The organism is Micromonospora sp. NPDC023814 (assembly GCF_040639595.1).
Lineage (GTDB): Bacteria > Actinomycetota > Actinomycetes > Mycobacteriales > Micromonosporaceae > Micromonospora.
Genome location: NZ_JBFAAF010000040.1, coordinates 35813 through 56617 on the forward strand (window position 1 = coordinate 35813; position 20805 = coordinate 56617).

General features: G+C 74.5%; 18 protein-coding genes and 1 pseudogene. 7 read left to right on the forward strand and 12 right to left on the reverse strand.

The window, feature by feature from the left end; translation table 11 throughout:
• Positions 1–9: 9 nt before the first annotated feature.
• On the reverse strand, positions 10–1197 hold the full coding sequence (xylA, locus tag AB0G14_RS21395) for a xylose isomerase (protein WP_357699919.1): 1188 nt from the start codon (positions 1195–1197) through the stop codon (positions 10–12).
• Positions 1198–1273: 76 nt separating this feature from the next.
• Here xylA and AB0G14_RS21400 point away from each other — a divergent pair, with 76 nt between their 5' ends.
• The gene (locus AB0G14_RS21400; RefSeq protein WP_357699921.1) at positions 1274–2512 is read left to right on the forward strand and encodes an ROK family transcriptional regulator; all 1239 of its coding nucleotides are present in this window, start codon (positions 1274–1276) and stop codon (positions 2510–2512) included.
• Positions 2513–2833: 321 nt separating this feature from the next.
• On the opposite strand, the gene AB0G14_RS21405 is transcribed toward AB0G14_RS21400, so the two are convergent.
• On the reverse strand, positions 2834–3373 hold the full coding sequence (locus AB0G14_RS21405) for a MarR family transcriptional regulator (protein ID WP_357699923.1): 540 nt from the start codon (positions 3371–3373) through the stop codon (positions 2834–2836).
• Between the two features lie 97 nt (positions 3374–3470).
• Between AB0G14_RS21405 and AB0G14_RS21410 the strand changes: the two genes are divergently transcribed.
• Positions 3471–4601 carry a PP2C family protein-serine/threonine phosphatase gene (locus tag AB0G14_RS21410; RefSeq protein ID WP_357699925.1) on the forward strand — a complete coding sequence of 377 codons (1131 nt, stop codon included), beginning with the start codon at positions 3471–3473 and terminating at the stop codon, positions 4599–4601.
• Between the two features lie 17 nt (positions 4602–4618).
• Here the strand turns inward: AB0G14_RS21410 and AB0G14_RS21415 are convergent, their stop codons facing one another.
• The 9 genes from AB0G14_RS21415 to AB0G14_RS21455 form a co-directional block, all read right to left on the reverse strand.
• Entirely contained in the window at positions 4619–6100 is a 1482-nt protein-coding gene (locus tag AB0G14_RS21415) for a sugar transferase (RefSeq protein WP_357699927.1), read from the reverse strand.
• A 214-nt stretch (positions 6101–6314) separates the two neighbouring features.
• A complete protein-coding gene (locus tag AB0G14_RS21420; protein ID WP_357699929.1) occupies positions 6315–8075 on the reverse strand; it encodes a VWA domain-containing protein in 1761 nt (586 codons plus the stop codon).
• Between the two features lie 132 nt (positions 8076–8207).
• Positions 8208–9245, reverse strand: a complete 1038-nt coding sequence (locus AB0G14_RS21425; RefSeq protein ID WP_357699931.1) for a lactonase family protein — start codon at positions 9243–9245, stop codon at positions 8208–8210.
• A 123-nt stretch (positions 9246–9368) separates the two neighbouring features.
• Positions 9369–9971, reverse strand: coding sequence for an ATP/GTP-binding protein (locus tag AB0G14_RS21430; RefSeq protein ID WP_350708658.1), 603 nt, complete (start codon positions 9969–9971; stop codon positions 9369–9371).
• Entirely contained in the window at positions 9952–10341 is a 390-nt protein-coding gene (locus AB0G14_RS21435) for a DUF742 domain-containing protein (RefSeq protein WP_357699934.1), read from the reverse strand. Before AB0G14_RS21435 ends, AB0G14_RS21430 begins: the two co-directional genes overlap by 20 nt.
• Positions 10331–10756 carry a roadblock/LC7 domain-containing protein gene (locus tag AB0G14_RS21440; RefSeq protein ID WP_357699964.1) on the reverse strand — a complete coding sequence of 142 codons (426 nt, stop codon included), beginning with the start codon at positions 10754–10756 and terminating at the stop codon, positions 10331–10333. The genes AB0G14_RS21435 and AB0G14_RS21440 overlap by 11 nt, the downstream gene beginning before the upstream one ends.
• Positions 10753–13449 carry a nitrate- and nitrite sensing domain-containing protein gene (locus tag AB0G14_RS21445; protein ID WP_357699936.1) on the reverse strand — a complete coding sequence of 899 codons (2697 nt, stop codon included), beginning with the start codon at positions 13447–13449 and terminating at the stop codon, positions 10753–10755. Before AB0G14_RS21445 ends, AB0G14_RS21440 begins: the two co-directional genes overlap by 4 nt.
• 228 nt (positions 13450–13677) lie before the next feature.
• On the reverse strand, positions 13678–15168 hold the full coding sequence (locus AB0G14_RS21450; protein WP_357699938.1) for a catalase: 1491 nt from the start codon (positions 15166–15168) through the stop codon (positions 13678–13680).
• Between the two features lie 32 nt (positions 15169–15200).
• A complete protein-coding gene (locus AB0G14_RS21455) occupies positions 15201–15623 on the reverse strand; it encodes a Fur family transcriptional regulator (protein WP_357699940.1) in 423 nt (140 codons plus the stop codon).
• Between the two features lie 175 nt (positions 15624–15798).
• On the opposite strand from AB0G14_RS21455, the gene AB0G14_RS21460 reads away from it, so the two are divergent.
• The 3 genes from AB0G14_RS21460 (at position 15799) to AB0G14_RS21470 (ending at position 18005) form a co-directional block, all read left to right on the forward strand.
• Complete coding sequence (locus tag AB0G14_RS21460) at positions 15799–16392, forward strand: hypothetical protein (protein ID WP_357699942.1); 594 nt, start codon at positions 15799–15801, stop codon at positions 16390–16392.
• Between the two features lie 10 nt (positions 16393–16402).
• On the forward strand, positions 16403–17392 hold the full coding sequence (locus AB0G14_RS21465; protein ID WP_357699944.1) for a hypothetical protein: 990 nt from the start codon (positions 16403–16405) through the stop codon (positions 17390–17392).
• Positions 17393–17621: 229 nt separating this feature from the next.
• Positions 17622–18005, forward strand: a complete 384-nt coding sequence (locus AB0G14_RS21470) for a hypothetical protein (protein WP_357699946.1) — start codon at positions 17622–17624, stop codon at positions 18003–18005.
• A 275-nt stretch (positions 18006–18280) separates the two neighbouring features.
• Here the strand turns inward: AB0G14_RS21470 and AB0G14_RS21475 are convergent.
• A pseudogene (locus AB0G14_RS21475) lies at positions 18281–18706 on the reverse strand (glycoside hydrolase family 6 protein); the annotation flags it as partial.
• 329 nt (positions 18707–19035) lie between these two features.
• Between AB0G14_RS21475 and AB0G14_RS21480 the strand changes: the two are divergent.
• Together AB0G14_RS21480 and AB0G14_RS21485 are read left to right on the forward strand one after the other, a co-directional pair.
• On the forward strand, positions 19036–20061 hold the full coding sequence (locus AB0G14_RS21480) for a hypothetical protein (RefSeq protein ID WP_357699948.1): 1026 nt from the start codon (positions 19036–19038) through the stop codon (positions 20059–20061).
• Between the two features lies 1 nt (position 20062).
• Positions 20063–20755 (forward strand): class F sortase, encoded by a 693-nt coding sequence (locus AB0G14_RS21485; RefSeq protein ID WP_357699950.1) that lies wholly within the window; start codon positions 20063–20065, stop codon positions 20753–20755.
• Positions 20756–20805: the final 50 nt, after the last annotated feature.

The window sequence follows — 20805 nt, forward strand, 5'->3', positions numbered from 1 at the left end:
CGGCGGCCCTCAGCGCGCGCCGAGCAGGTGCTCGACGGCGAGCTGGTTGAGCCGGACGAAGCCGAAGCCCCGCGCGGCGGCCCCGTCGACGTCGAACTCCTCGAACGCGGAACGGTCGGCGAGCAGGTCGGCGTGGCCCTCTCCCGGTGCCAGCGTCGGCGTGCCGAGGTCGGCGACCCGGCTGGCCGCCAGCGCCTCGGCCACCTCCGGGTCGGCCCGGAAGGCCGCCGCCCGCTCCTTGAGCAGGAGGTACGTCCGCATGTTCGCCTCCGCCGACGCCCAGACGCCGGTCGTGTCCTCGGTGCGCGAGGGCTTGTAGTCGAAGTGCCGGGGGCCGTCGTAGGCGGGCGCGCCGCCGGGGCCGCCGTGCTCCAGCAGGTCGACCAGGGCGAACGCGTTGAGCAGGTCGCCGTGGCCGAAGACCAGGTCCTGGTCGTACTTGACGCCGCGCTGGCCGTTGAGGTCGATGTGGAACAGCTTGCCCTGCCAGAGCGCCTGGGCGATGCCGTGGACGAAGTTCAGGCCGGCCATCTGCTCGTGCCCGACCTCGGGGTTGAGCCCGACCAGCTCGGGGTGGGCCAGGGTGGAGATGAAGGCGAGGGCGTGCCCGACGGTGGGCAGGAGGATGTCGCCGCGCGGCTCGTTCGGCTTGGGCTCCAGGGCGAAGCGCAGGTCGTAGCCGCGGTCGACGACGTACTGGCAGAGCAGGTCGACGGCCTCCCGGTAGCGGTCCAGGGCGGCCCGGACGTCCTTGGCGAGGTCGTACTCGGCGCCCTCCCGGCCGCCCCACATCACGAAGGTGCGGGCGCCGAGGTCGGCGGCGAGGTCGACGTTGCGCAGCACCTTGCGCAGCGCGTAGCGCCGGACGTCGCGGTCGTTGCTGGTGAATCCGCCGTCCTTGAACACCGGGTGGGTGAACAGGTTGGTGGTCACCATGGGCACCACCAGGCCGGTCTCGTCGAGCGCCTTGCGGAACCGGGCGACGTGCCGGTCGCGGGTGGCGGCGTCCGCCCCGAAGGGCACCAGGTCGTCGTCGTGGAAGGTGATCCCGTACGCCCCGAGCCCGGCGAGCCGGTGCACCGCCTCGACCGGGTCCAGCTCCGGCCGGGTGGCGTCGCCGAACGGGTCGCGGGCCTGCCAGCCCACCGTCCAGAGGCCGAAGGAGAACTTGTCGGCGGGGGTGGGACGGGGCGCCATGGCAGACCTCCGGGGGTGTCGTCCGCTATTTGTTCAGCGGTTGAATTATTTGGTCGGCCTGTGGCAGCGTCAAGGGGTGACCCGTCCCGACGCCCCGCCCGGGCCGGTCCGGCAGGGCAGCCTGCGCGAGTGGAACCTCGCCGTGGTGCTCGGCCGGATCGCCGCCGCCGACCGCCCGCCGTCCCGGGCCGAGCTGGCCGCCCGGACCGGCCTGACCCGGGCCACCGTCTCGGCCGTGGTGGAGGACCTGCTCGCCGGCCGGCTGGTGCGCGAGGCGGAGCCGACGCCGCGGACCGGCGCGGGGCGGCCGTCCCGAAGCCTGGTGCTCGCCGCCGACGGCCCGGCCGGGCTTGGCCTGGAGGTCAACGTCGACTACCTGGCCGCCTGCGTGGTCGACCTCGCCGGCCGGGTCCGCCACCACACGGTGCTCCGCGCCGACCTCCGGCCGGTCTCCCCCGCCGAGGCCGTCGCCCGGCTGGCCGACCTGGCCGCCCACGCCCGCGCCGAGGCGGCCCGCGAGGGGCTCACCCTGGCCGGCGCGGCCCTCGCGGTGCCCGGCCTGGTCGACGACGCCGGGCTGGTCCGCCTCGCGCCGAACCTGGGCTGGCGCGACGTGCCCGTTCCCGCCCTCCTCGCCGGGCATCCGCCGCTGACCGCGCACGTGGACGGCGTGCCACCGCTGGTGGTCGACAACGAGGCCAACCTCGCCGCGCTGGGCGAGCTGCACGCCGGACCGGCCGGCCCGGCCAGCTTCCTGCACGTCTCCGGCGAGGTCGGCATCGGCGCCGGGATCGTCCTGGACGGCTCCCTGTTCCGGGGCGCCCGGGGCTGGAGCGGCGAGATCGGCCACGTCCCGGTCCGCCCCGACGGCCGGCCGTGCCGGTGCGGGGCTCGGGGCTGCCTGGAGACGTACGCCGGTCAGGAGGTCATCCTCGCGGCGGCCGGCCTGGCCGGCGCGGACCTCCCGGCGGACACCGCGACGACCCGGCTCGCGGAGCTGGCCGGGGCGGGCGACCCGGCGGCGCTGCACGCCCTGGCCGACGCCGGTACCGCGCTCGGGGTCGCGGTGGCCGGGGTGGTCAACCTGCTGGACCTGGACACCGTGGTGCTCGGCGGCGGATACGCCCCGCTGGCGCCCTGGCTCCGCCCGCCGGTGCTCGCCGAGGTCTCCCGCCGGGTGCTCACCGCGGCCTGGTCGCCGGTCACCGTCCGCCCCGCGGCGCTGGGCGGCGCGGCGGCGGCCGTCGGCGGGGCCGGTTCGGTGGTCCGCCGGATCCTCGCCCGACCCGCCGGCTGGCTGACCCGGCAGCCCTGAGCCCGGCTTCCTCCGATGGGCGTCGGGCAGCCGCCTCGGTACGCTTGCCCCGGGGCAACGATCCCACCCGGAGAGTGCCCGACCAGCGGCCCCGGGGCGGCGAGGTGTTCGGCGAACAGCGGCTGCGCGGGGCGCTGGCCTCGGCGGCCGGGCTGCCCCCGCCGCGCTCGTCGACCGGCTCCTGCGCCTGGTCGAGGAGTGGGTGGACGGGCAGAGCCAGGACGACATCGCGATGCTCGCGGTGGCCGCGGCGCCCGACGCGTGACAGCCGCCCCGCCCGCCGGGCACCCGGTGCGGACGGTCCGGGCGTGCGCCGGCGGGTCAGGCCGTCCTGGCCACCCTCGACTCGTCGCCGGGCCACTCCCGCTTCGGTAGGCCGACCGGAGGCTCCGCCGGGCCGCCCGCGTCCGACCAGGGGCCGGCCGGCTCGACGGACTGGACGGACGCGTGGCGGCGACGCGCCGCCTCGTCGAACTCCCGCATGCCCCGCAGCAGGGCCTGCCGCCCCTCGGGGGTCATGTCGCCGAGGATCGCCGCGAGCTGCTGGCGCCGATCGTCGCGCAGCTCGGCGAGGAGCCGGTGGGCCTCCGGGGTGAGGTGCAGCGAGATCTCCCGCCGGTCGAGGCGGCCCGGCTCGCGTTCCAGCATGCCGGCGGCGACCAGCCGGTCACAGAGCCGGCTGGCGGAGGAGAGCAGCATGTCGAGCCCGGTGGCCAGGCGGCGGAGGTTGATCCCGTCGTGCTGCTCGACCAGCATGACCGCGCGCAGCTGGGCGCCGGAGACACGGCTGGTCGTGCGCTCCCGCGCGGCCTCCCAGACCGTCAGCAGGGCATCGGCCACCGCGTCGAGCTCGGCAGCCATACTCGTCTGGGGCCCCTGGGGACCGTGCACTTCCGCCATGGTGCGCCCGAGACTACTCCGAAACCGCTGGTGCGGGCTCGCGACCAAGGAGCGAAGGATGAGCGAACCGGTCAACCGGGTACGGCGCGCCCTCAACGAGGCGCCCGCCGATCTCCTGCTGGACCGGGTCGCCGACACCCTGGCCGGGGCCTACGGGATCACCCGGGTGCAACTCCTCCAGGTCGACTACCGGCTGTCGGCGCTGCTGCCGCTCGGTGACGGGGAGCCGGTCACCGGCCCGGGGCACCCCGCCTGGCGCTGCTTCGACCACCAGACCCCGATCGTCGCCGACGACACCGCGTACCTGCCGGTGTCGATGCGCGGGGAGCGCCGGGGGGTGCTGCGGGTGGCGCCGGCCCCCGGCGACCCGGGGACGCTCCACGAGCTGGCGGAGACCGCCACCGCGCTGGCCCACGAGATCGCCGCGGTCAGCGCCGGCACGGACGTCTACCGGGCCGCGCGGCGCAGCAGGAGGCTCACCCTCGCCGCCGAGATGCAGTGGGAGATGCTGCCCGGCCGCAGCCGGATCCGGCCCTCGTTCAGCCTCGCCGGGCAGCTCGAACCGGCGTACGCGGTGCGCGGCGACAGCTTCGACTGGTCCGACGACGGGGAGCGGGTCTGGCTCTCCACCATCAACGGCACGGGCGAGGGGGTGGCCGCCGCGATGCTCACCTCGCTCGCCACGTACGCGCTGCGCAACGCCCGCCGGGCCGGGCTCGGCCTCGCCGACCAGGCGGCCCTCGCCGACCAGGCGATCTACGACCTGCACCGCGGCGACCAGCACCTCGCGGCGCTGCTGATGGACCTCGACCTGCGCTCGGGGGTGCTGACCGTGGTCGACGCCGGGTCGCCCCGCCTCGTGCTGCTGCGCGACGGGGAGGTCCACCAACTTCCGCTGGAGGCGCAGTTCCCGCTCGGCATGTTCGAGGCCACCGACTACCACGAGCAGCGGTTCGAGCTGTGCCGGGGAGACCGGCTCTTCGTGGTCAGCGACGGCGTCGTCGACGCCACCGGGCAGGACGTCCGGTACGGCGAGACCGCGCTGGACCGGTTCCTGCGCCGGACCGGGCCGATGGAGCCGCTGGACGCGGTGCGCTCGCTGATCGGCGACCTCCGCGCGTTCGTCGCCGGTGACCTGGTCGACGACGCGGTCGTGGTGTGCCTGGACTGGACCGGCCCGCAGGACTGACTGTCCCCACCGGCGGGTCAGTACGCCCCGCGACTGTTGACCACGGCACCGAAGGTCTTCCAGAGGATCGTCAGGTCGGCCGCGAGCGACCAGTTCTCCACGTAGTACAGGTCGAGCCGGATGCCGTCCTCCCAGCTAAGGTCGGACCGGCCGCTGACCTGCCAGAGCCCCGTCATGCCGGGCTTGACCAGCAGCCGGCGGGCCACGTCCCCGTCGTAGCGGGCCACCTCGGAGGGCAGCGGCGGGCGGGGGCCGACCAGGCTCATCTGCCCGAACAGGACGTTGACCAGTTGCGGCAGCTCGTCCAGCGACCACTTGCGCAGCAGCCGACCGATCCGGGTCACCCGCGGGTCGTCGCGCATCTTGAACATCAGGCCGTCGGTCTCGTTGCGGGCGGCCAGCTCCGCCAGCAGGGCGTCGGCGTTCACCACCATGGTGCGGAACTTGTAGACGCCGAACTCCCGGCCGCCCTGCCCGACGCGGGTCTGGCGGAACAGCACCGGCCCCCGGCTGTCGAGCTTGATCGCCAGCGCGATGACGGCCAGCAGCGGCAGCAGCAGCGTCAGGGCCAGCGAGGAGGCCGCCCGGTCGACGAAGCCCTTGACCAGCTTGCGGGCGCCGCGGAACTCCGGCGCCTCGACGTGGATCAGCGGCAGGCCGGCGACCGGCCGGGTGTGGATGCGTGGGCCGGCGACGTCGGTCAGCGCGGGCGCCACCACCAGGTCGACGCCGGTGCCCTCCAGTTGCCAGCCCAGCCGCCGCAGCCGGGTGGCGGTCAGCTCGCCGGAGGCGGTCACCGCGACCGTGTCCGCGCCGATGGCGGTGGCCGCCTCGGGGATGCCCCGGAACGAGCCGACCACCGGCACGTCGCCCAGCCGCTGGGCGACCGGGGCGAGCAGCGCGTCGGGGATGCACGCGCCGACCACCTGGTAGCCCGCGTACGGCTCGCGCCGCAGGGTGTGCACCAGCTCCAGCACGTGCGCGGTGTCGCCGACCACCAGCACCTTGCGCGACCAGCCCGCGCCCCGGGACCGCGCCCGGTGCAGCCGCTTGCGCGCGGCGAACCGGGCCACCTCCAGACCGACGGCGCCGACCGCGAACGAGATGCCCAGGAAGCCCCGGGAGACGCCGACGTCGGCGATGTAGCCGACGATCGCGATGCCGCCGGCGAGGCGCAGGCTGGCGGCGCTGACCCGCCGGTACTCGTCCGCGCCGTACCCGAGGACCCGGTCGTCGTAGCAGCGCAGCACCCGGAGCGAGATCAGCCAGGCGAGGACGAGCCCGGGAGCCACCACGACGTACGGGACCTTCGAACCGCCCGGGGTGTCGCCGCCGAAGCGGGCCACGTACCCGATGAGCACGGCAATGGTCAGGATGGTGGTGTCCAGCACCACCAGGGAGCGGACGTAGGCACGTTCGTCGGTGCGGGCCGCCTGCCCGGACCACGGCTGGTCCGGCGACGCCGCTCGGGCGGGGGTCAACAGCGTAGCCGAGGTCACCGGCCCTCCCCACTTCGCATGCCGACGGCCCCGGTCGTCGACCGGCCCGTCGCGGGCCGGCCGCGGAGCACTACGACATCCTGCCCCGACAACCGTGGTGGCCGATTGCTTCCGACGTATTGCCGTCACTTTTCCCGACGGACCCGGTGGCGGGAAAGGGCCCGCGGTACCGGATCCGACGGTACGACGGGCCCTGCACGCCCTGCTTCGTCACTCAGGCCGGGGCCTTGCGCAGCGCGACCGCCCGGAGGAAGATTTCGCCGATCTTGGTCGGGTCCTCGGTGACGAAGGCGCCGCCGCCGGTCACGTCGGTGATCGACTTCAGCTCGGCCTTGCTGACGTCGCCGCCGATACCGATGATCACGACCTGCACCGGCCGCTCCGGGTCCTTGATCTTGTTGAGTTCGGCCAGCAGCTGCTGCTGGGTGATGCCGTCGGAGTCCTCGTTCTTACCGTCGGTGAACAACACGATCGAGTTGACCCGGCCCGGCTCCCAGTTGTCCTGCACCTTCTGGTAGGCCGCCAGCATCGTGTCGTAGAGGCCGGTGCTGCCGCTGGAGGACCGGATCGAGCCGAGCGCCTGCTCCAGCTTGCCGCGCTGCCGCGACAGCGGCCCGATGGCGACCAACTCCTGGTGGTCGCGGGAGCCGACCAGCTCGGTGGAGAACGTCCAGAGGCCGATGGACCAGGAGTCGTCAAAGAGGTTGAGCCCGCGCCGGGCCGCCTCTGCGGTGACCTGCTGCCGGGTCGCGTTGCCGGCGTTGGCCACCTTCTCCTTCATGGAGCCGGAGACGTCGATGACGGCGAGCATCCGGCCGGACTGGGTGGCGATCGACCAGCTGGAGAGCGCCCGGTCCATGTTCTGCGGGTCGAGCCCGCCGGACGCCGCGGTGCCGCCGGTCGCCGGCGGGGCCGACGCGCCGCCCGCCGGGCTGGGTGCGCCCTGCGGGGCGTCGAAGCCCGCGCCCCAGTTGCCGTCCGGCGCCCGCAGCGCCTGGGCCGCCAGCCTGTCGCGGAAGTCGGCGGTGGTGAGCACCTCGTAGAGTTCCCGCGCCGCCGACGCCTTGGCCGGCTCAATGCCGGGCAGCACCGCGTACGGGTAGTCCAGCGGCGCGGGCGCCGGCTCCAGGTAGAGCGCGGCCAGCGGCACCGGCGGCTTCTTGCTGTTGTACTGGATCACGTCCTCTTCGGACAGCGCCGCCGCGCCGAGACTGCTGGCGATCGTCGTCGCGTCCGACGCGGTGGGGAACCGGGCGAGCAGGTCCGGCCGCAGCGCCGAGCGGTCGGTGGCCAGCGCCCGCAGCGCGGCGACCTTGTCCTTCTCGGCGTCCGGGCCGCCGGTGGCGCTGGCGGCGGCGGTCAGCGAGAGCAGGCCGGACAGCCCCGCCGCGTCGCGGGTCGGCTCGACGATGCCGGTACGCAGCGGCTTGTCGCTCTGGACCTGCTGGAGAAGCTGGGTCCAGCTGAACTTCTTCTGCGGCCAGCCCAGCCGCGAGGCGGTCGGCACCGGCATCGCCACGACCACCGGGCTGCGGGCGATGGACGCGCCGTTGCCGGGGTCGAAGGCGGTGGCGCCGCCGGTCTTGAGCCGCAGCAGCCAGGTGGAGGAGTCGGGCACCCAGACGTCCGGGCTGACCGCCGTGCCACTGGCCTGGCCGACGCCGGCCAGCGTGACACCGTGCTTGGCGGCGACCGTCGCGGCCACGTCGACCGGGTCGGAGGCCGAGACCTTCACCGCGATGCAGGTCCCGCCGACTGCGGCCCCGTCCTCGACCCACCGCGTGGCCGCCGCGTCGACGGCGGGGGCGAGTTCGTCGGCGACGGCGACGGACAGCTCGATCCTGCCGGAGCAGTCCGGTTGCGCCAGCTGCTGGTAGCCGAACCAGCCGCCGGCCGTCACGGCGAGCACGCCGACGGCAGCAGCGGCGGTAGCTGCGTGAACGTTGGAACGCATGCGATGGCGGCCTGCTGACACGCTGACCATACTGCGTACCCGCCTCGGTGGCTGCCACAACCGTTCGGACGAAAGTTACGCAGGATATACAGTTGACCACCAAATTGTCGACGATGAGTAACCGTCTCGCCTCGCCGCGTTGATCTGGCCTGGTCAGGGCAGGACGCAGGTGGGGCTGGGCACCGCCACCGGCTCCCCGACCGGGGCCGGGACACCGGTGGCCGCGTCCACCCGGAAGACCCGGACCATGTCGGCCCGCTCGTCGGCCACGTAGAGGTGCTCCCCCGCCCGGGCGAAGTGCCGCGGCCATTCCCCGCCCGTGTCCACCTCGGCGACCAGCTCCGGCAGCTCACCGGCCAGGGCGAAGACCGCGACCGTGCCCACCCCGCGGTTGGCCACGTAGAGGAAGCGGCCGTCCGGGCCGACCGCGATCTCCGACGGCTGGACGTGCCCGGCCCGGTCGCTGGCGTCGACCCGGCCTCGCTGGTGCAGCGCACCCTCGGCGGTCAGCTCGTACGCGGTCACCGAGGCGTCCAGCTCCCCCGCCACCCAGCACCGCTGGCCGTCCGGGTGCCGGGCCAGGTGCCGGGGGCCGGAGCCGGCGGCCGCCCGCACCCGGGGCGCCCGGGGCACCAGTCGACCGGAGGCGGCGTCCAGGTCGTAGCGGTAGATCGAGTCGGTGCCGAGGTCGACCGCGAGCAGCGGGCCCCGGCCCGGGTCGGGGTTGACCATGTGGGTGTGGGCGCCGGCCTGGCGCTCCGGGTCCGGCCCGTGCCCCTCGTGCCGCACCAGGTCACTGCGCTCGCCGGGCACCCCGTCGGGGCCGAGCGGGAACACCGCCACGCTGCCGCCGCCGTAGTTGGCCACGACGAGGTGGCCGCCGTCCGGGACGACCGCCAGGTGGCAGGGCTCCGCGCCCCCGGTGGACCGGGTGCCGAGCGGGGTGAGGTCGCCGTCGGCGGCCACCCGGAAGGCGCTGACCTCGCCGTCGGGCAGCTCGTTGACCGCGTACAGCACCGGCAGCCGCGGGTGCCGGGCGAGGAAGGAGGGCGCCGGGGTGACCGCGACGGTGCCGAGCGGGGACAGCTCCCCGGAGCCCGGGTCCCGCCGCGCCGCGACGATGCCGGTGCCCCGGCCCCCGCCGTGTGCCGTGTAGCCGCCGATGTGGACGACCGCGCCCTGCTCCGTCACCGGTTCCGCCCTCCGCCGATTCCTCCGTCGATCCAACCAGAGGCTTCCCCCTGTGCCGGCTCCTTGCCCCCGAAAGCCGCGCCTAATCGCGGCCGGTCGACGGGACCGGCCGCGCCGGCGGGCTCAGGCCGCCGGCACCGGCTCGCCGCGTTGCCGGGCCACGTGCTCGACGAGGGCGATCAGCACCTCCTTGCCCGACTGCCGGTCCCGCGCGTCGCAGAGCACCAGCGGCACGTCGGGGTCGAGGTCCAGCGCCTGGCGTACGGTCTCCAGGCTGAACCGCCGGGCGCCGTCGAAGCAGTTCACCCCCACCACGAACGGGATGCCCCGCTGCTCGAAGTAGTCGATCGACGGGAAGCAGTCCGCCAGGCGACGGGTGTCCGCGAGCACCACCGCGCCGAGCGCCCCGAAGGCCAACTCGTCCCAGAGGAACCAGAAGCGGTCCTGGCCCGGGGTGCCGAACAGGTAGACCTGGAGGTCGTCGTTGATCGTGATCCGGCCGAAGTCCATCGCCACCGTCGTGGTCGACTTCGCCTCGACGCCGGACAGGTCGTCGGTGTCGACCCCGGCCCCGGTCAGGATCTCCTCGGTCTGCAACGGCCGGACCTCGCTGAGCGCGCTCACCAGCGTCGTCTTGCCGGCGCCGAAGCCCCCGGCGATGAGGATCTTCAGCGCGAGCGGGATCCGGGGGGCGGAACCGGCCTCGTCACAGCGCACGGAGTCCACTGACCACCGCCTTGAGGATGTCGTCGTCGGGCAGGTAGGCGGCGGCCGTCGGCTGGTGCACCGCGACCAGTCCCCGGGCCAGCAGGTCGCCGAGCAGGACGCGGACCACGCCCACCGCGAGGTCCAGCTCGGCCGCCAACTCGGCGACGGGCACCGGCCGGGCGGCCAGCGACACCAGGCGCCGGTGCTCGGGGTGCAGCTCCGGGTGGGCGGCCGGGTCGGCGGCCGGCTCGGCCAGCACGTACGCGACCAGGTCGAAGCCGTCCGCGGACGACCGGACCCGCCCGCCGGTGAGGGTGTACGGCCGCACGACGGGTCCGGCGTCGTCGTCGAGCCACTCGTGCTGCGGCCCGGGGGACTCAGCCCGCATCGGCAGCCCCCGCCGCCGACCGGGCCGGGGCGCTCAGGTACTCCCCCACCCGGGTGACCAGCATCGCCATCTCGTACGCCACCAGGCCGATGTCCGCGTCCGCGTCGCTGACCACCGCCAGGCAGGCCCCCTGCCCGGCGGCGGTGACGAAGAGGTACGCCGATTCCATCTCCACCACGGTCTGCCGAACCGCCCCGCCGGCCACCTGCCGGCTCGTGCCCCGGGCCAGGCTCGAGAAGCCGGACGCCAGCGCACACAGGTGCTCGGCGTCGGCGCGGTCCAGGTTGGTGGAGGAGCCGAGCAGCAGCCCGTCGGCCGACAGCGCCACCGCCTGGCGGGCGGGCGGCACCCGTTCCACCAGGTCGTCGAGCAACCAGTCGAGATCGGCGCTCTGCCTCGTCGGATGCAGCATCAGGCGTCCCTCTCAGTCGCGGTCACGGAGTCCGGTTCCGCCAGCGGCTCGGCCGGGGTCGGAGTCGGAGTCGGGGTCGGAGTCGGGGTCGGAGTCGGGGTTTGGGTCGGGGTCGGGGTCGGCTCTGCGGCCTCCGGTGTGTCGCCACCGGCCGCCGGGGCGGCGGCGGCCGCTGCCGCGTCAGCCGTCGCGCCGCCGGCCGCGGCGCGGCCACGGGCGGTGCCTGCCTGCAGGGCGGACATGGCGCGCCGCGCCTCCTCGGGAGTGCGCGGGGTCGGGCTCTCGATCACCGGTGGCCGGGGCGTCGGGCCGTCGACGACCGGGTGCCGGGCCGCCGCGGGCCGCCCGACCGCCGGACCGCCCCGGGAAGCGTCCGGCGTCGAGCGCCGCTGCCGGACGGCCGGCCCGTGGCGCCGCACCCGGCGCGGCAGCCCGTCGATCTCCCCGGCGCTCTCGGCGGGGCCGGGGCCTCCGGGCACCCGGCCGGCGAGGGCTGGGCCTCGGGACGCGGAGGAGGCCCGGTCCGGGCCGGCGGAGGCCGGGCCCCCGACGCCGGACGTGGCCGGGGCCGGGCCGGCGGCGCGGCCGGGCTGGTCCGGCGCGGCGGAGGCGGAGGCAGCGGAGGCCGGGGATGCGGCGGGCGGGGGTGCGGCGGGCGGGGCTGCGGAAGGCGGCGTCGCGCCGGGTTCGGCGGCTCGGGCGGAACGGGGCCGGGGCAGCGTGCTCAGCCGGCTCGCCCGGGCCATCCGCCGGTCCTCCGGCGTCGCCCCGGACTGGCGCTCCGGCGGGGCGACGCCCTCGGGCAGCAGGGACGGCTCGTCGGTGACCAGGTCGGCGGGGATGAGCACGACGGCGGTCAAGCCGCCTCCGTCGGACGGGCGCAGCCGCACCCGGACCCCGTGCCGGGCGGCGAGCCGGGCCACCACGAAGTGGCCGAGCCGGGCCGTCTCGGCGGGCTCGAAGTCGGGGGAGCGGGCCAGCCGCCGGTTCGCGTCCTCCAGCGCGGCGGCGGTCATGCCCAGGCCGCGGTCGGTGACCTCGACGGCGTAGCCGTTGGCCACGTGCTGTCCGGAGACCTCCACCCGGCTGTGCGGCGGGGAGAACGCCGCGGCGTTCTCGATCAGCTCGGCGAGCAGGTGGATCACGTCGCCGACGGCCCGCCCCAGCGTGCCGCCGGGCTGCACCGCGGCGATGTCGACGCGGTCGTACGACTCCACCTCGGAGATGGCGCCCCGGATCAGGTCGACCATCGCGACCGGGTTGCGCCAGCCCCGCCCGGGGGCGGCGCCGGCCAGGATGACCAGGTCCTCCGCGTGCCGCCGCAGCCGGGTGGCGAGGTGGTCGACGCGGAACAGCTCGGCCAACTCGTCCGGGTCCTCGGTGTGCCGCTCCATCCGGTCGAGCAGGGCGAGCTGCCGGTGCACCAGCCCCTGGCTGCGGCGGGCGATGTTGAGGAAGACCTCGTTGAGCCCCCGGCGCAGGGTGACCTCCTCGACGGCCGAGCGGACCGCCGTCCGCTGCACCTCGGTGAAGGCCCGCGCCACCTGGCCGATCTCGTCGCCGCCGTACTCCAGCGCGGGCGCCTCCCGGGCGACGTCGACCTGCTCGCCCCGGCGCAGGCGGGCCACCACGTCGGGCAGCCGGCGTTCGGCCATGTCCAGCGCGGCCGTGCGTACGCCGGTGAGCCGCTGCGCGAGGGAACGACCGACCCGCAGCGCCACCAGGACCGAGACCACGACGGCGGCCAGGCCGAGCACCCCGGCCGCGGCGAGCCGGACGAGGATGCCGACGGCCGTCGGCACCGACCGGTCGGCGAGCCCGTCGGCCTGGGCCAGCTCGAACTCCCGCAGCGCCTGCTGCACGGCCTCGTAGCTGGCCTGCCACTGCGCCGGGTCCACCGCCGGCCGGCTCGACGACCGGGCGCCGACCAGGGCGTCCTGCATCGCCCGCAGCCGGCCGAAGACCTCCCCCTCGGTCAGCCGCTGGAACGCGGCGCGCTCCGCATCGGGCAGGTCCGCGACCGCCGCCTCGGCGAGGAACCGCTGGTTGGCGATGGTCTGCACGGCCTGGGTGTGCTCGCCCTCGGCGAACCGGCCGGCGGTGAACGCCCCGGCCAGCAGGGCGTCGGTCTGGCCGAGCAGCTCCCGGCTGCGGCCGAGCGCGGTGACGGCGAGCGCCTGACGGTTCAGGTCCTGGTCGGGCAGGTTCGCCATGGCCGAGAACGCCTGGAAGGCCGAGGAGATCATCCCGCTGTAGAGCCCGACCGCGCCGGCCCGGTCGACCTCGCGCCGGTCGATGAACCCCCGCCCGGTGGGCAGCGCGTCCAGCGCGGTGACGAGGCGGTCGAGCCGGGTGTCGAGGTGGTCGCCGGCGGCGTCGCGCAGTTCCTCCCCGCCGACCCGGCGGCGCAGCTCGGCGACCGCGCGGTCGGTCCGCTGGCGCTGCTCGGCGAGCCCGGGCGCGACGTCCCCGCCGGCCAGGTGCACCACCGAGAGCCGGCGCTCCCGTTGCAGCTCGGCCACCACCGTCTCGCCGGGGCGGCCGAGGTCGTAGAGGAGGGTCCGGGCAGCGAGCAGGTCGAGGGCCGGCCCGAAGGTCAGCGTCGTGGCGAAGATCCAGAGCGCCAGCAGCGCGGTCACCGGGACGACGACCAGCGCGGTCAGCTTGGAGCGGATCGGCCAGTCGCGGGATTTCAATCAGACCTCGCCCGGAAGGTGCGGCTGCGGGGGCGCCGGCGCCGGCCGGGCAGCGTCCGGGTCGGACGGTCGCGGCCCACGGTGCCGGCCCGTCCGGCGGACGCCTTGGGAAGGATACGTAAATCCCGCCCGATGCACTACCGTCCGTCGCGTCGGGCCTACCGGACGGACGTCCACAGCGGACGAACGCCCCGCCGGGGCCGGCGGGGCGTTCGGTGGGTGTGCGGATCAGGCGCTGACGGAGATGCCGAGACCCTCGGCGACCCGACGGCCGTAGTCCTCGTCGCACTGGCTGAAGTGCCAGACCATCTTCTCCTGGATGTGCTTGTCGCACTGGGCCAGCAGGGTGGTCAGGTTGAGGATCAGGTCGTCGCGCTCCCAGTCGGCCATCTCGCGGTAGCGGCGGCCCGCCTGGGAGTAGTTGTTCTGCCGCTCGATCGGGGCCTTCATGACCTGACCGGAGACGAACGGGCGGTACTCCCGGTAGGACTCGTCGGCCTCCCGGAGCCCGGCAACCGAGGACGGCTCGAAGTTGATGTGCGGGTTGCCGCCCCGGTTGTCCACCCCGTACGACATCTGGCCGCCGCCCTGGTTGGTGCTGACGACCACGTCCTCCCGCGGCCGGTTGACCGGCAGTTGGAGGTAGTTCGGCCCGACCCGGTAACGCTGGGTGTCCGAGTAGGAGAACGTGCGCCCGACCAGCATCTTGTCGTCGGAGAAGTCGATCCCGTCGACCAGCACGCCGGTGCCGAAGGCGATCTGCTCGTTCTCGTCGTGGTGGTCGGTGATGTTGCGGTTGAGCGTCATCATGCCGACCGGCAGGTAGGGGAAGTCCTCCTCCGGCCAGATCTTGGTGTCGTCGAGCGGGTCGAAGTCCAGCTCCGGGTGCTCGTCGTCACTCATGACCTGGACGTTGAGTTCCCACTTCGGGTACTCGCCACGCTCGATCGCCTCGTAGAGGTCCTTGGACGCGTGGCCCAGGTCGGTGGCCTGGATGGCGTCCGCCTCGGCCTGGGTGAGGTTGTGCTCGCCCTGCTGCGACAGCCAGTGGAACTTGACCAGCACGCCCTCGCCCGCGGCGTTGACCAGCCGGTAGGTGTTCACCCCGGACCCGCGCATGGTCCGGTAGTTCTTCGGGATGCCGTACGGGGAGAAGAGCCAGGTCAGCATGTGCATCGACTCGGGCGTGTTCGACATGAAGTCGAAGATCCGGTTCGGCTCCTGACGGAAGGTCACCGGGTCCGGCTTCAGCGAGTGGATCACGTCGGGGAACTTGATCGCGTCGCGGATGAAGAAGACCTGGAGGTTGTTGCCCACCATGTCCCAGTTGCCGTCGTCGGTGCGGAACTTCACCGCGAAGCCGCGCGGGTCGCGGGCCGCCTCGGAGGAGTCCCGGCCGCCGATGACGGTGGAGAAGCGGATGGTGACCGGGGTCTTCTTGCCCTTGGCCTGGAACAGCTTGGCCCGGGTGTACTTCGACGCCGGCTGGTCGCCGATCGTCCCGTACGCCTCGAACTCGCCGTGCGCGACGAAGCCGCGCGCGTGCACCACCCGCTCCGGGATGCGCTCCCGGTCGAAGTGGCTGATCTTCTCGAGGAAGTGGTAGTTCTCCAGCGTCGCCGGCCCACGCGAACCGACCGTCCGCTGCTGCTGGTTGTTGTGCACGGGGTGACCCTGACGGGTGGTGAGGATCGGCTTGCTGGGCTGCGGGTCGCTCATGGCGCTCCTCCTGATCGGTGTGACGGCTGGCGTCACCGGTGGTGCTGCTGCTGGCACGTGGGGCACCGGCCCCAGTAGGTGACCTCGGTGGACTCCACGGCGAAGGCGGCGCCCCCGGGGTCGAGGCAGGGCCCGGGGGCCCGGTTGCGGCGGGTGTCCACGATCGCCCCGCACTCCCGGCAGACCAGGTGGTCGTGGTCGTCCCCGGCCAGCTCGTAGCGGGCCGGCCCGCCGGCCGGGGCGAACCGGCGCAGCAGGCCCACCCCGGTGAGCGCGTGCAGGACGTCGTAGACCGCCTGGACCGAGATCCGCCCGAGGCGGACCCGGGCGAGCCGGGTGATCGTGTCGGCATCCAGGTGCGGCCGGTCGCGTACCGCCGCGAGCACCGCGAGCCGGGGCTGCGTGACCCGCAGCCCGGCGGCCCGGAGGCGTTCGACGTCGGTCTCGACCGGCATCACCCCACCCAAGCGCCTTTTCTGGAATGAGTCAAGTTTTCGGGGGCGATCACCCTGTGCGACTCGTCATGTCGGTACGGGGAATGCCGCCCGGGTCGGGTTCGTCAGGAAAGTGCCGCGGAACGGGATTGGCGATCACGAAGCGGAGGGAATACCAGTGGCCGAAGGAGGAGCCATGTCGCCCACGCAGGTAATCGTCATAGTTCTCGTCGTGCTGGTGATCGCGGCGCTGGCCGTGGCCGCCCGGTCGTACGCCCGCCGTCGGGCGCTGCGGTCGCGGTTCGGTCCCGAGTACGACCGCGCCGTCGCCGAACGGGACAGCCGCACCGCCGCCGAGCGGGAGCTGCGCGAGCGGGAGCGCCGCCACGCCGAGCTCACGCTCACCCCCCTCGCCCCCGAGTCCCGCGCCCGGTACGCCGCCGCCTGGGAGGAGATCCAGGTCCGCTTCGTGGACTCCCCGGCCGAGACCGTGGGCGACGCGGACGAACTGGTCACCCGGCTCATCGCCGAACGGGGCTACCCGGCCGGCGGCTTCTCCGACCAGATCGCCCACCTCTCGGTGGAACACGCCCGCACGCTGGGCCACTACCGCGACGCCCACGAGATCCACCTGCGCAACTCGCGCGGCGAAGCCAGCACCGAGGAGCTCCGCCAGGCCGTGGTCCACTACCGCGCCCTCTTCGCCGACCTGCTCGGCGAGGAGCCGGTCGGGCACCGGCCGCCCGAGCAGCGCAGTCCGGACAGCCAGCACGACGTCACGAGCCGCTGAGGAGACCGCGATGCGACAGGAAGAGCAGCGGGTGGGCAACGAGCACCCCGAGGCCGTCCGCTCCACGCCGGTGCCGGTGCCGCCACCCGGCGACCAGGCCGGCCGCGCCGAGGTGCCCGAGGACGCCCTCGACGACCGGGGCACGTTCGACGACCCGGCGGTCGCCGGCGAGCGCGCCCCGCGCCGCGGGACCGCCGACGACGAGCGGTCCGGCGGCCGGGACGCCGACGGCGGGCGGCCGGAGTTCCACGAGCCGGGCCCACTGCCGACGGCCTTCGGCGCCACCACCGTCGGCGACGCGGTCGCCGCGTCCGCCCTGGCCAGCCCCCGCCCGGAGGACGAGGTCGACCCGCGTACGGAGTCGACCGCGCGTCCGGGCGACGGGGCCGTGGACGGCGCCCGGGAGGGACGCCGGGCCGACCCGACCGCCGAGTTCCGCGGTGCCGGTGAGCGTGGCGAGGGCGGACCCGACGAGCGCGGCGGGTCACGGGGCGGCACGACCGTGCTGCCGCCGGACACCACCGACGGTGGCCCCGAGCGCCGGACCGACCTGACCGGCTGGACGGGCGACCCGGAGACCGCCGCGGCCGGCGGGCCCGGGTACGGCAGCGCCACCCCCGCCATGGTCGACCCCGACGCCGAGCACGCGTCGGCCGGGCGCACGGGTGCCGCCGCCGGCTCGCTGGAGTCGGCCGGGACGTCCCGGCCGGCGGGGTCGACCGTCGCCGCCGAGCCGGCCACGCTCTTCGACCCCGCCGCGGCGCAGGGTTTCCGGGACCGCTGGCGGGACGTCCAGCTACGGTTCGTGGACGACCCCCGCGCGGCGGCCGGGGAGGCGCAGTCGCTGGTCGACGAGGCGATCCAGGCGCTCGCCTCGGCGCTGTCCGCGCAGAAGAACAAGCTGGGCGGCTGGCAGGACGCCGGCTCGGCCGACACCGAGCAGTTGCGGATGGCGGTCCGCCACTACCGCGACTTCCTCGACCGCGTGCTCGGACGCTGACCGCTCCCACGGGCCCCCGGGCGGACCGGCCCGGGGGCGCCCGGCGGTGCGCTCGTACCGGCGCGGGCCCGCGTTCGGCTTGTCGGGTGCTGCTGCGGCGGTGGCGAGCCGCCGGATGCCCCCGACGAGACGCGCGCTGAACCGCCCGGCCCGCATCCGGGCATGGGCGCCGCCACGCGGGGTACGCCGGGAGGATCAGGAAACCACCTGGCGGCAGGAGGGCAGCCACATGACGGATCGTGACCGTGACCGACCGCTGGAGGAGAGCCCCGAGGTGGCCGCGGCGGTCGAGGACGACACCGGCATCCCCCAGCTGATGACCGGCGGCGGCGCCGACCGGGACACTCCGTCGTTCGCGGAGCCCGGTGAGCAGCCGCGGGGCGGCGCGCCGACCGACCAGCTGATCGGTGACCCGTACGCCGCCGGCACCGGGGCCACGGGCACCGGCACGGGGGCGGCGCCGGACAACATCCGCACCGGCGCGGAGCAGCCCTGGGAGCCGGAGGACCTGGTGGCGGCCCGGGGCCAGGATCTGACGCCGGAGAACATCGAGCGGGCCCGCCGGGACCTGGCCGAGCTGGGCCGGGCGGCGATCGAGAGGACGGTTCCCTGACCGCCGTACGTGCTGAGCCCCGGCCCGACCGTCGACCGGTCGGGCCGGGGCCCGGCGCCTACCCGCCGCCGGAGCCCACTGCCGGCGGCGGGTGCGCGCCGGTGCCAGGAGAGCGGTGCGTACGCGTTCTGCATGAGCTGGGTGAACTGCGATCCGCCGGTCCACCCGGCCGCCGTTGACGTAGGTGTCCACACTGGTCGTCGGGCCCGGGCCGGTGGGCGGGCGGAGCCGCCCCAGCCGCTGCGGGAGGTGTCGGCCAGCATGCCGATGTTGACGTCGAAGCCCACCTGGACCAGCTCGTCGCGGAACGCCTGGGCGAACGACAGCTCGTCGACGCACTGATTCCAGTCGATCAACCTGGACTGGCGCACGGTCCGGCCGTGCACCGTGCCGGTGACCTGACGTACGGCTCCCGCAGGGCCGAGTAGTTGGCCGTGTCGACGATGAAGCCGTGCACCTCGTCCACGGTGCTGCCACAGGCGACCGCGGCTCTTCAGCATGTCGGCGGTCGGGCCGAAGTTGCTGTCCCAGCCGATCCAGCCGTGCTGGGCGGCGTCGATGCGGTTGTGGACGTTGCCGATCGCACCCACCTTCGCCAGGCGTACCCGATGCCGTTGACGTAGGCGCCGTTGGCCGTGACCGTGTCGCACATGTTCGACACCCGGTTGTCGCCCGGCACCGACTCCGCCTCGGCCTTCCACTCCGGGTTCACGTACCCCTGGGCGTCAGATAGGAGTTGTCCATCCGCTGCCCGCGCGAAGGCCGGGTGGTCGGCGGCGGGGTCGCCGGGACGGGACGATACACACCGAGGGCCCCGACCGGCACGACGCAGCCGTCGCGGTGCTGCCGGGCGGGAGCGGCACAGCTAGCCACATAGAGTGCGAAACCGGGCATATCACGCCTGCCGCCCGCATGCCCTACATAGGTTAAAACACGAATCTTTCCCTGTATAGCTCATGAAACGGCCTAACGTCGTTCGTAGCTCGGTTGCCACCGAGCTCAGGACAACAGGGATGGAGTGACGCAGGTCATGGCAAACAAGATGCTCGGGAAGGTCGTTGCGGGCGCTGCCCTCGGTGGTGCCTCCCTGCTCGTGTTCACGCCGGGTATCGCGTTCGCGGACGGCCACCACGACGAGGGCAAGGTCTACGCCAAGCCCCACGTCGTCAAGGCGGGCGACACGGTCAAGCTGCTCGAGGTCTGCTCGGAGCGCCAGGAGCACGCCTACGTGTGGTCCAAGGTCACGGGCAAGGTCAACCTCAAGCCGGCAGAGGACCGCGACGACTGGCGTGGGGAGAAGGGTTCCGGCGACCGCGACAAGGGCAAGGACCACGAGGGCAGGGACCACGACAAGGGCAAGGACCACGAGGGCAAGGACCACGAAGGCAAGGACCACGACAAGGGCAAGGACCACGAGGGCAAGGACCACGAAGGCAAGGACCACGACAAGGGCAAGGACCACGAAGGCAAGGACGAGACCGCCAAGCCGCAGCCGTCGACCGCCGGCGGCCAGGGCGGCGGCGCGGCCGACGACGGCGAGCGCGACTGGAAGGGCTACGAGCACGGCCAGGACGCCGAGGGCGACCGCGGTGGCCGCGAGGGCGAGGACCGCAAGGACCACGACAAGTACGGCTCGGACAGCGGGGGCTCGGACCGTGGCGACAGCGGCCGCGAGGAGGACCGCAAGGACCACGAGGGGTACGGCTCGGACGAGGGCGACCGGAAGAAGGACCACGAGAAGAAGGACTGGTCCGACGAGGAGTCCCGCAAGGACGACAAGGACAAGGACCGCTGGGAGCACAAGCGCGACTTCGTCTACTACGGCGAGGCCGAGGTCTCCGAGGACGCCAAGCCGGGCCGCTACGAGCTCAAGGGCTCGTGCGGCGAGGGTGAGCTCGTCGTCCTGCCGCGCGGCGGGGTCGACGGCGGCGACGGCGGTGCCGGCGCCGGGACCGACCGGCGCCTGGCCGCCGGTGGGGCCAGCCTGCTCGGCGCGGCCGCCCTGGGTGGCCTGGTGCTGATGCGCCGGCGTCGGACCGATGAGTCGCTGGTCTGACATGACGGCGAGACGGGCCGGCGGCCGTCACGGGAAACCGTGGCGCGCCGCCGGCGCGGCCGCCGTCGTCCTGCTCGCCATGGTGGGCGCCGGCATGATCGGCGCGTCGGCCGGGACCGCGCCCGCTCCCCGCCCGCCGCAGCCCCTGGCGCAGGCCGCACCGGTCACCTCCGGCCCGGCGGTGCCGGGGCCCGACGGCGCGGACCCGGACGTCGCCGGCGGGGCCGCGACGGGGCTGGCCCGTTCCACCCCCACCACGATCAGCATCCCCCGGATCGGGGTCGACGCCCCGATCATGGCGCTCGGCACCAACCCGGACGGCACCGTCCAGGTGCCCCCGCTGGAGCAGGCGCAGCGCGCCGGCTGGTACGAGCCGGGACCCAGCCCGGGGGAGGTCGGCAACGCGGTCATCGTCGGGCACGTCGACTCGGCGGAGATCGGGCCGGCGGTCTTCTTCTCCCTCGGCGCCCTGCAACCCGGTGACACGATGACCGTCACCCGCGAGGACGGGCAGCGGGTCACGTTCACGGTCGAGTCGGTGAAGGCGTACCCGAAGACCGAGTTCCCGACGGAGCAGGTCTACGGCCCCAGCGACCGGCCCGGCCTGCGGGTGGTCACCTGCGGCGGCGTCTTCGACGAGGCGGCGCGCAGCTACCCGGACAACGTGGTCGTCTTCGCCTCCATGACCGCCTGATCCACGGCCCCGCAGCCGCCGGGCGCACGGTCCCGGCCGGGCGGTGGCGA

Coding starts and splice junctions, on each gene's coding strand:
- AB0G14_RS21450 (WP_357699938.1), bottom strand. CDS start 15,168: ATGAGCGACCCGCAGCCCAGCAAGCCGATCCTCACCACCCGTCAGGGT.
- AB0G14_RS21455 (WP_357699940.1), bottom strand. CDS start 15,623: ATGCCGGTCGAGACCGACGTCGAACGCCTCCGGGCCGCCGGGCTGCGG.
- AB0G14_RS21460 (WP_357699942.1), top strand. CDS start 15,799: ATGTCGCCCACGCAGGTAATCGTCATAGTTCTCGTCGTGCTGGTGATC.
- AB0G14_RS21410 (WP_357699925.1), top strand. CDS start 3,471: ATGAGCGAACCGGTCAACCGGGTACGGCGCGCCCTCAACGAGGCGCCC.
- AB0G14_RS21485 (WP_357699950.1), top strand. CDS start 20,063: ATGACGGCGAGACGGGCCGGCGGCCGTCACGGGAAACCGTGGCGCGCC.
- AB0G14_RS21465 (WP_357699944.1), top strand. CDS start 16,403: ATGCGACAGGAAGAGCAGCGGGTGGGCAACGAGCACCCCGAGGCCGTC.
- xylA (WP_357699919.1), bottom strand. CDS start 1,197: ATGGCGCCCCGTCCCACCCCCGCCGACAAGTTCTCCTTCGGCCTCTGG.
- AB0G14_RS21480 (WP_357699948.1), top strand. CDS start 19,036: ATGGCAAACAAGATGCTCGGGAAGGTCGTTGCGGGCGCTGCCCTCGGT.
- AB0G14_RS21405 (WP_357699923.1), bottom strand. CDS start 3,373: ATGGCTGCCGAGCTCGACGCGGTGGCCGATGCCCTGCTGACGGTCTGG.
- AB0G14_RS21435 (WP_357699934.1), bottom strand. CDS start 10,341: ATGCGGGCTGAGTCCCCCGGGCCGCAGCACGAGTGGCTCGACGACGAC.
- AB0G14_RS21470 (WP_357699946.1), top strand. CDS start 17,622: ATGACGGATCGTGACCGTGACCGACCGCTGGAGGAGAGCCCCGAGGTG.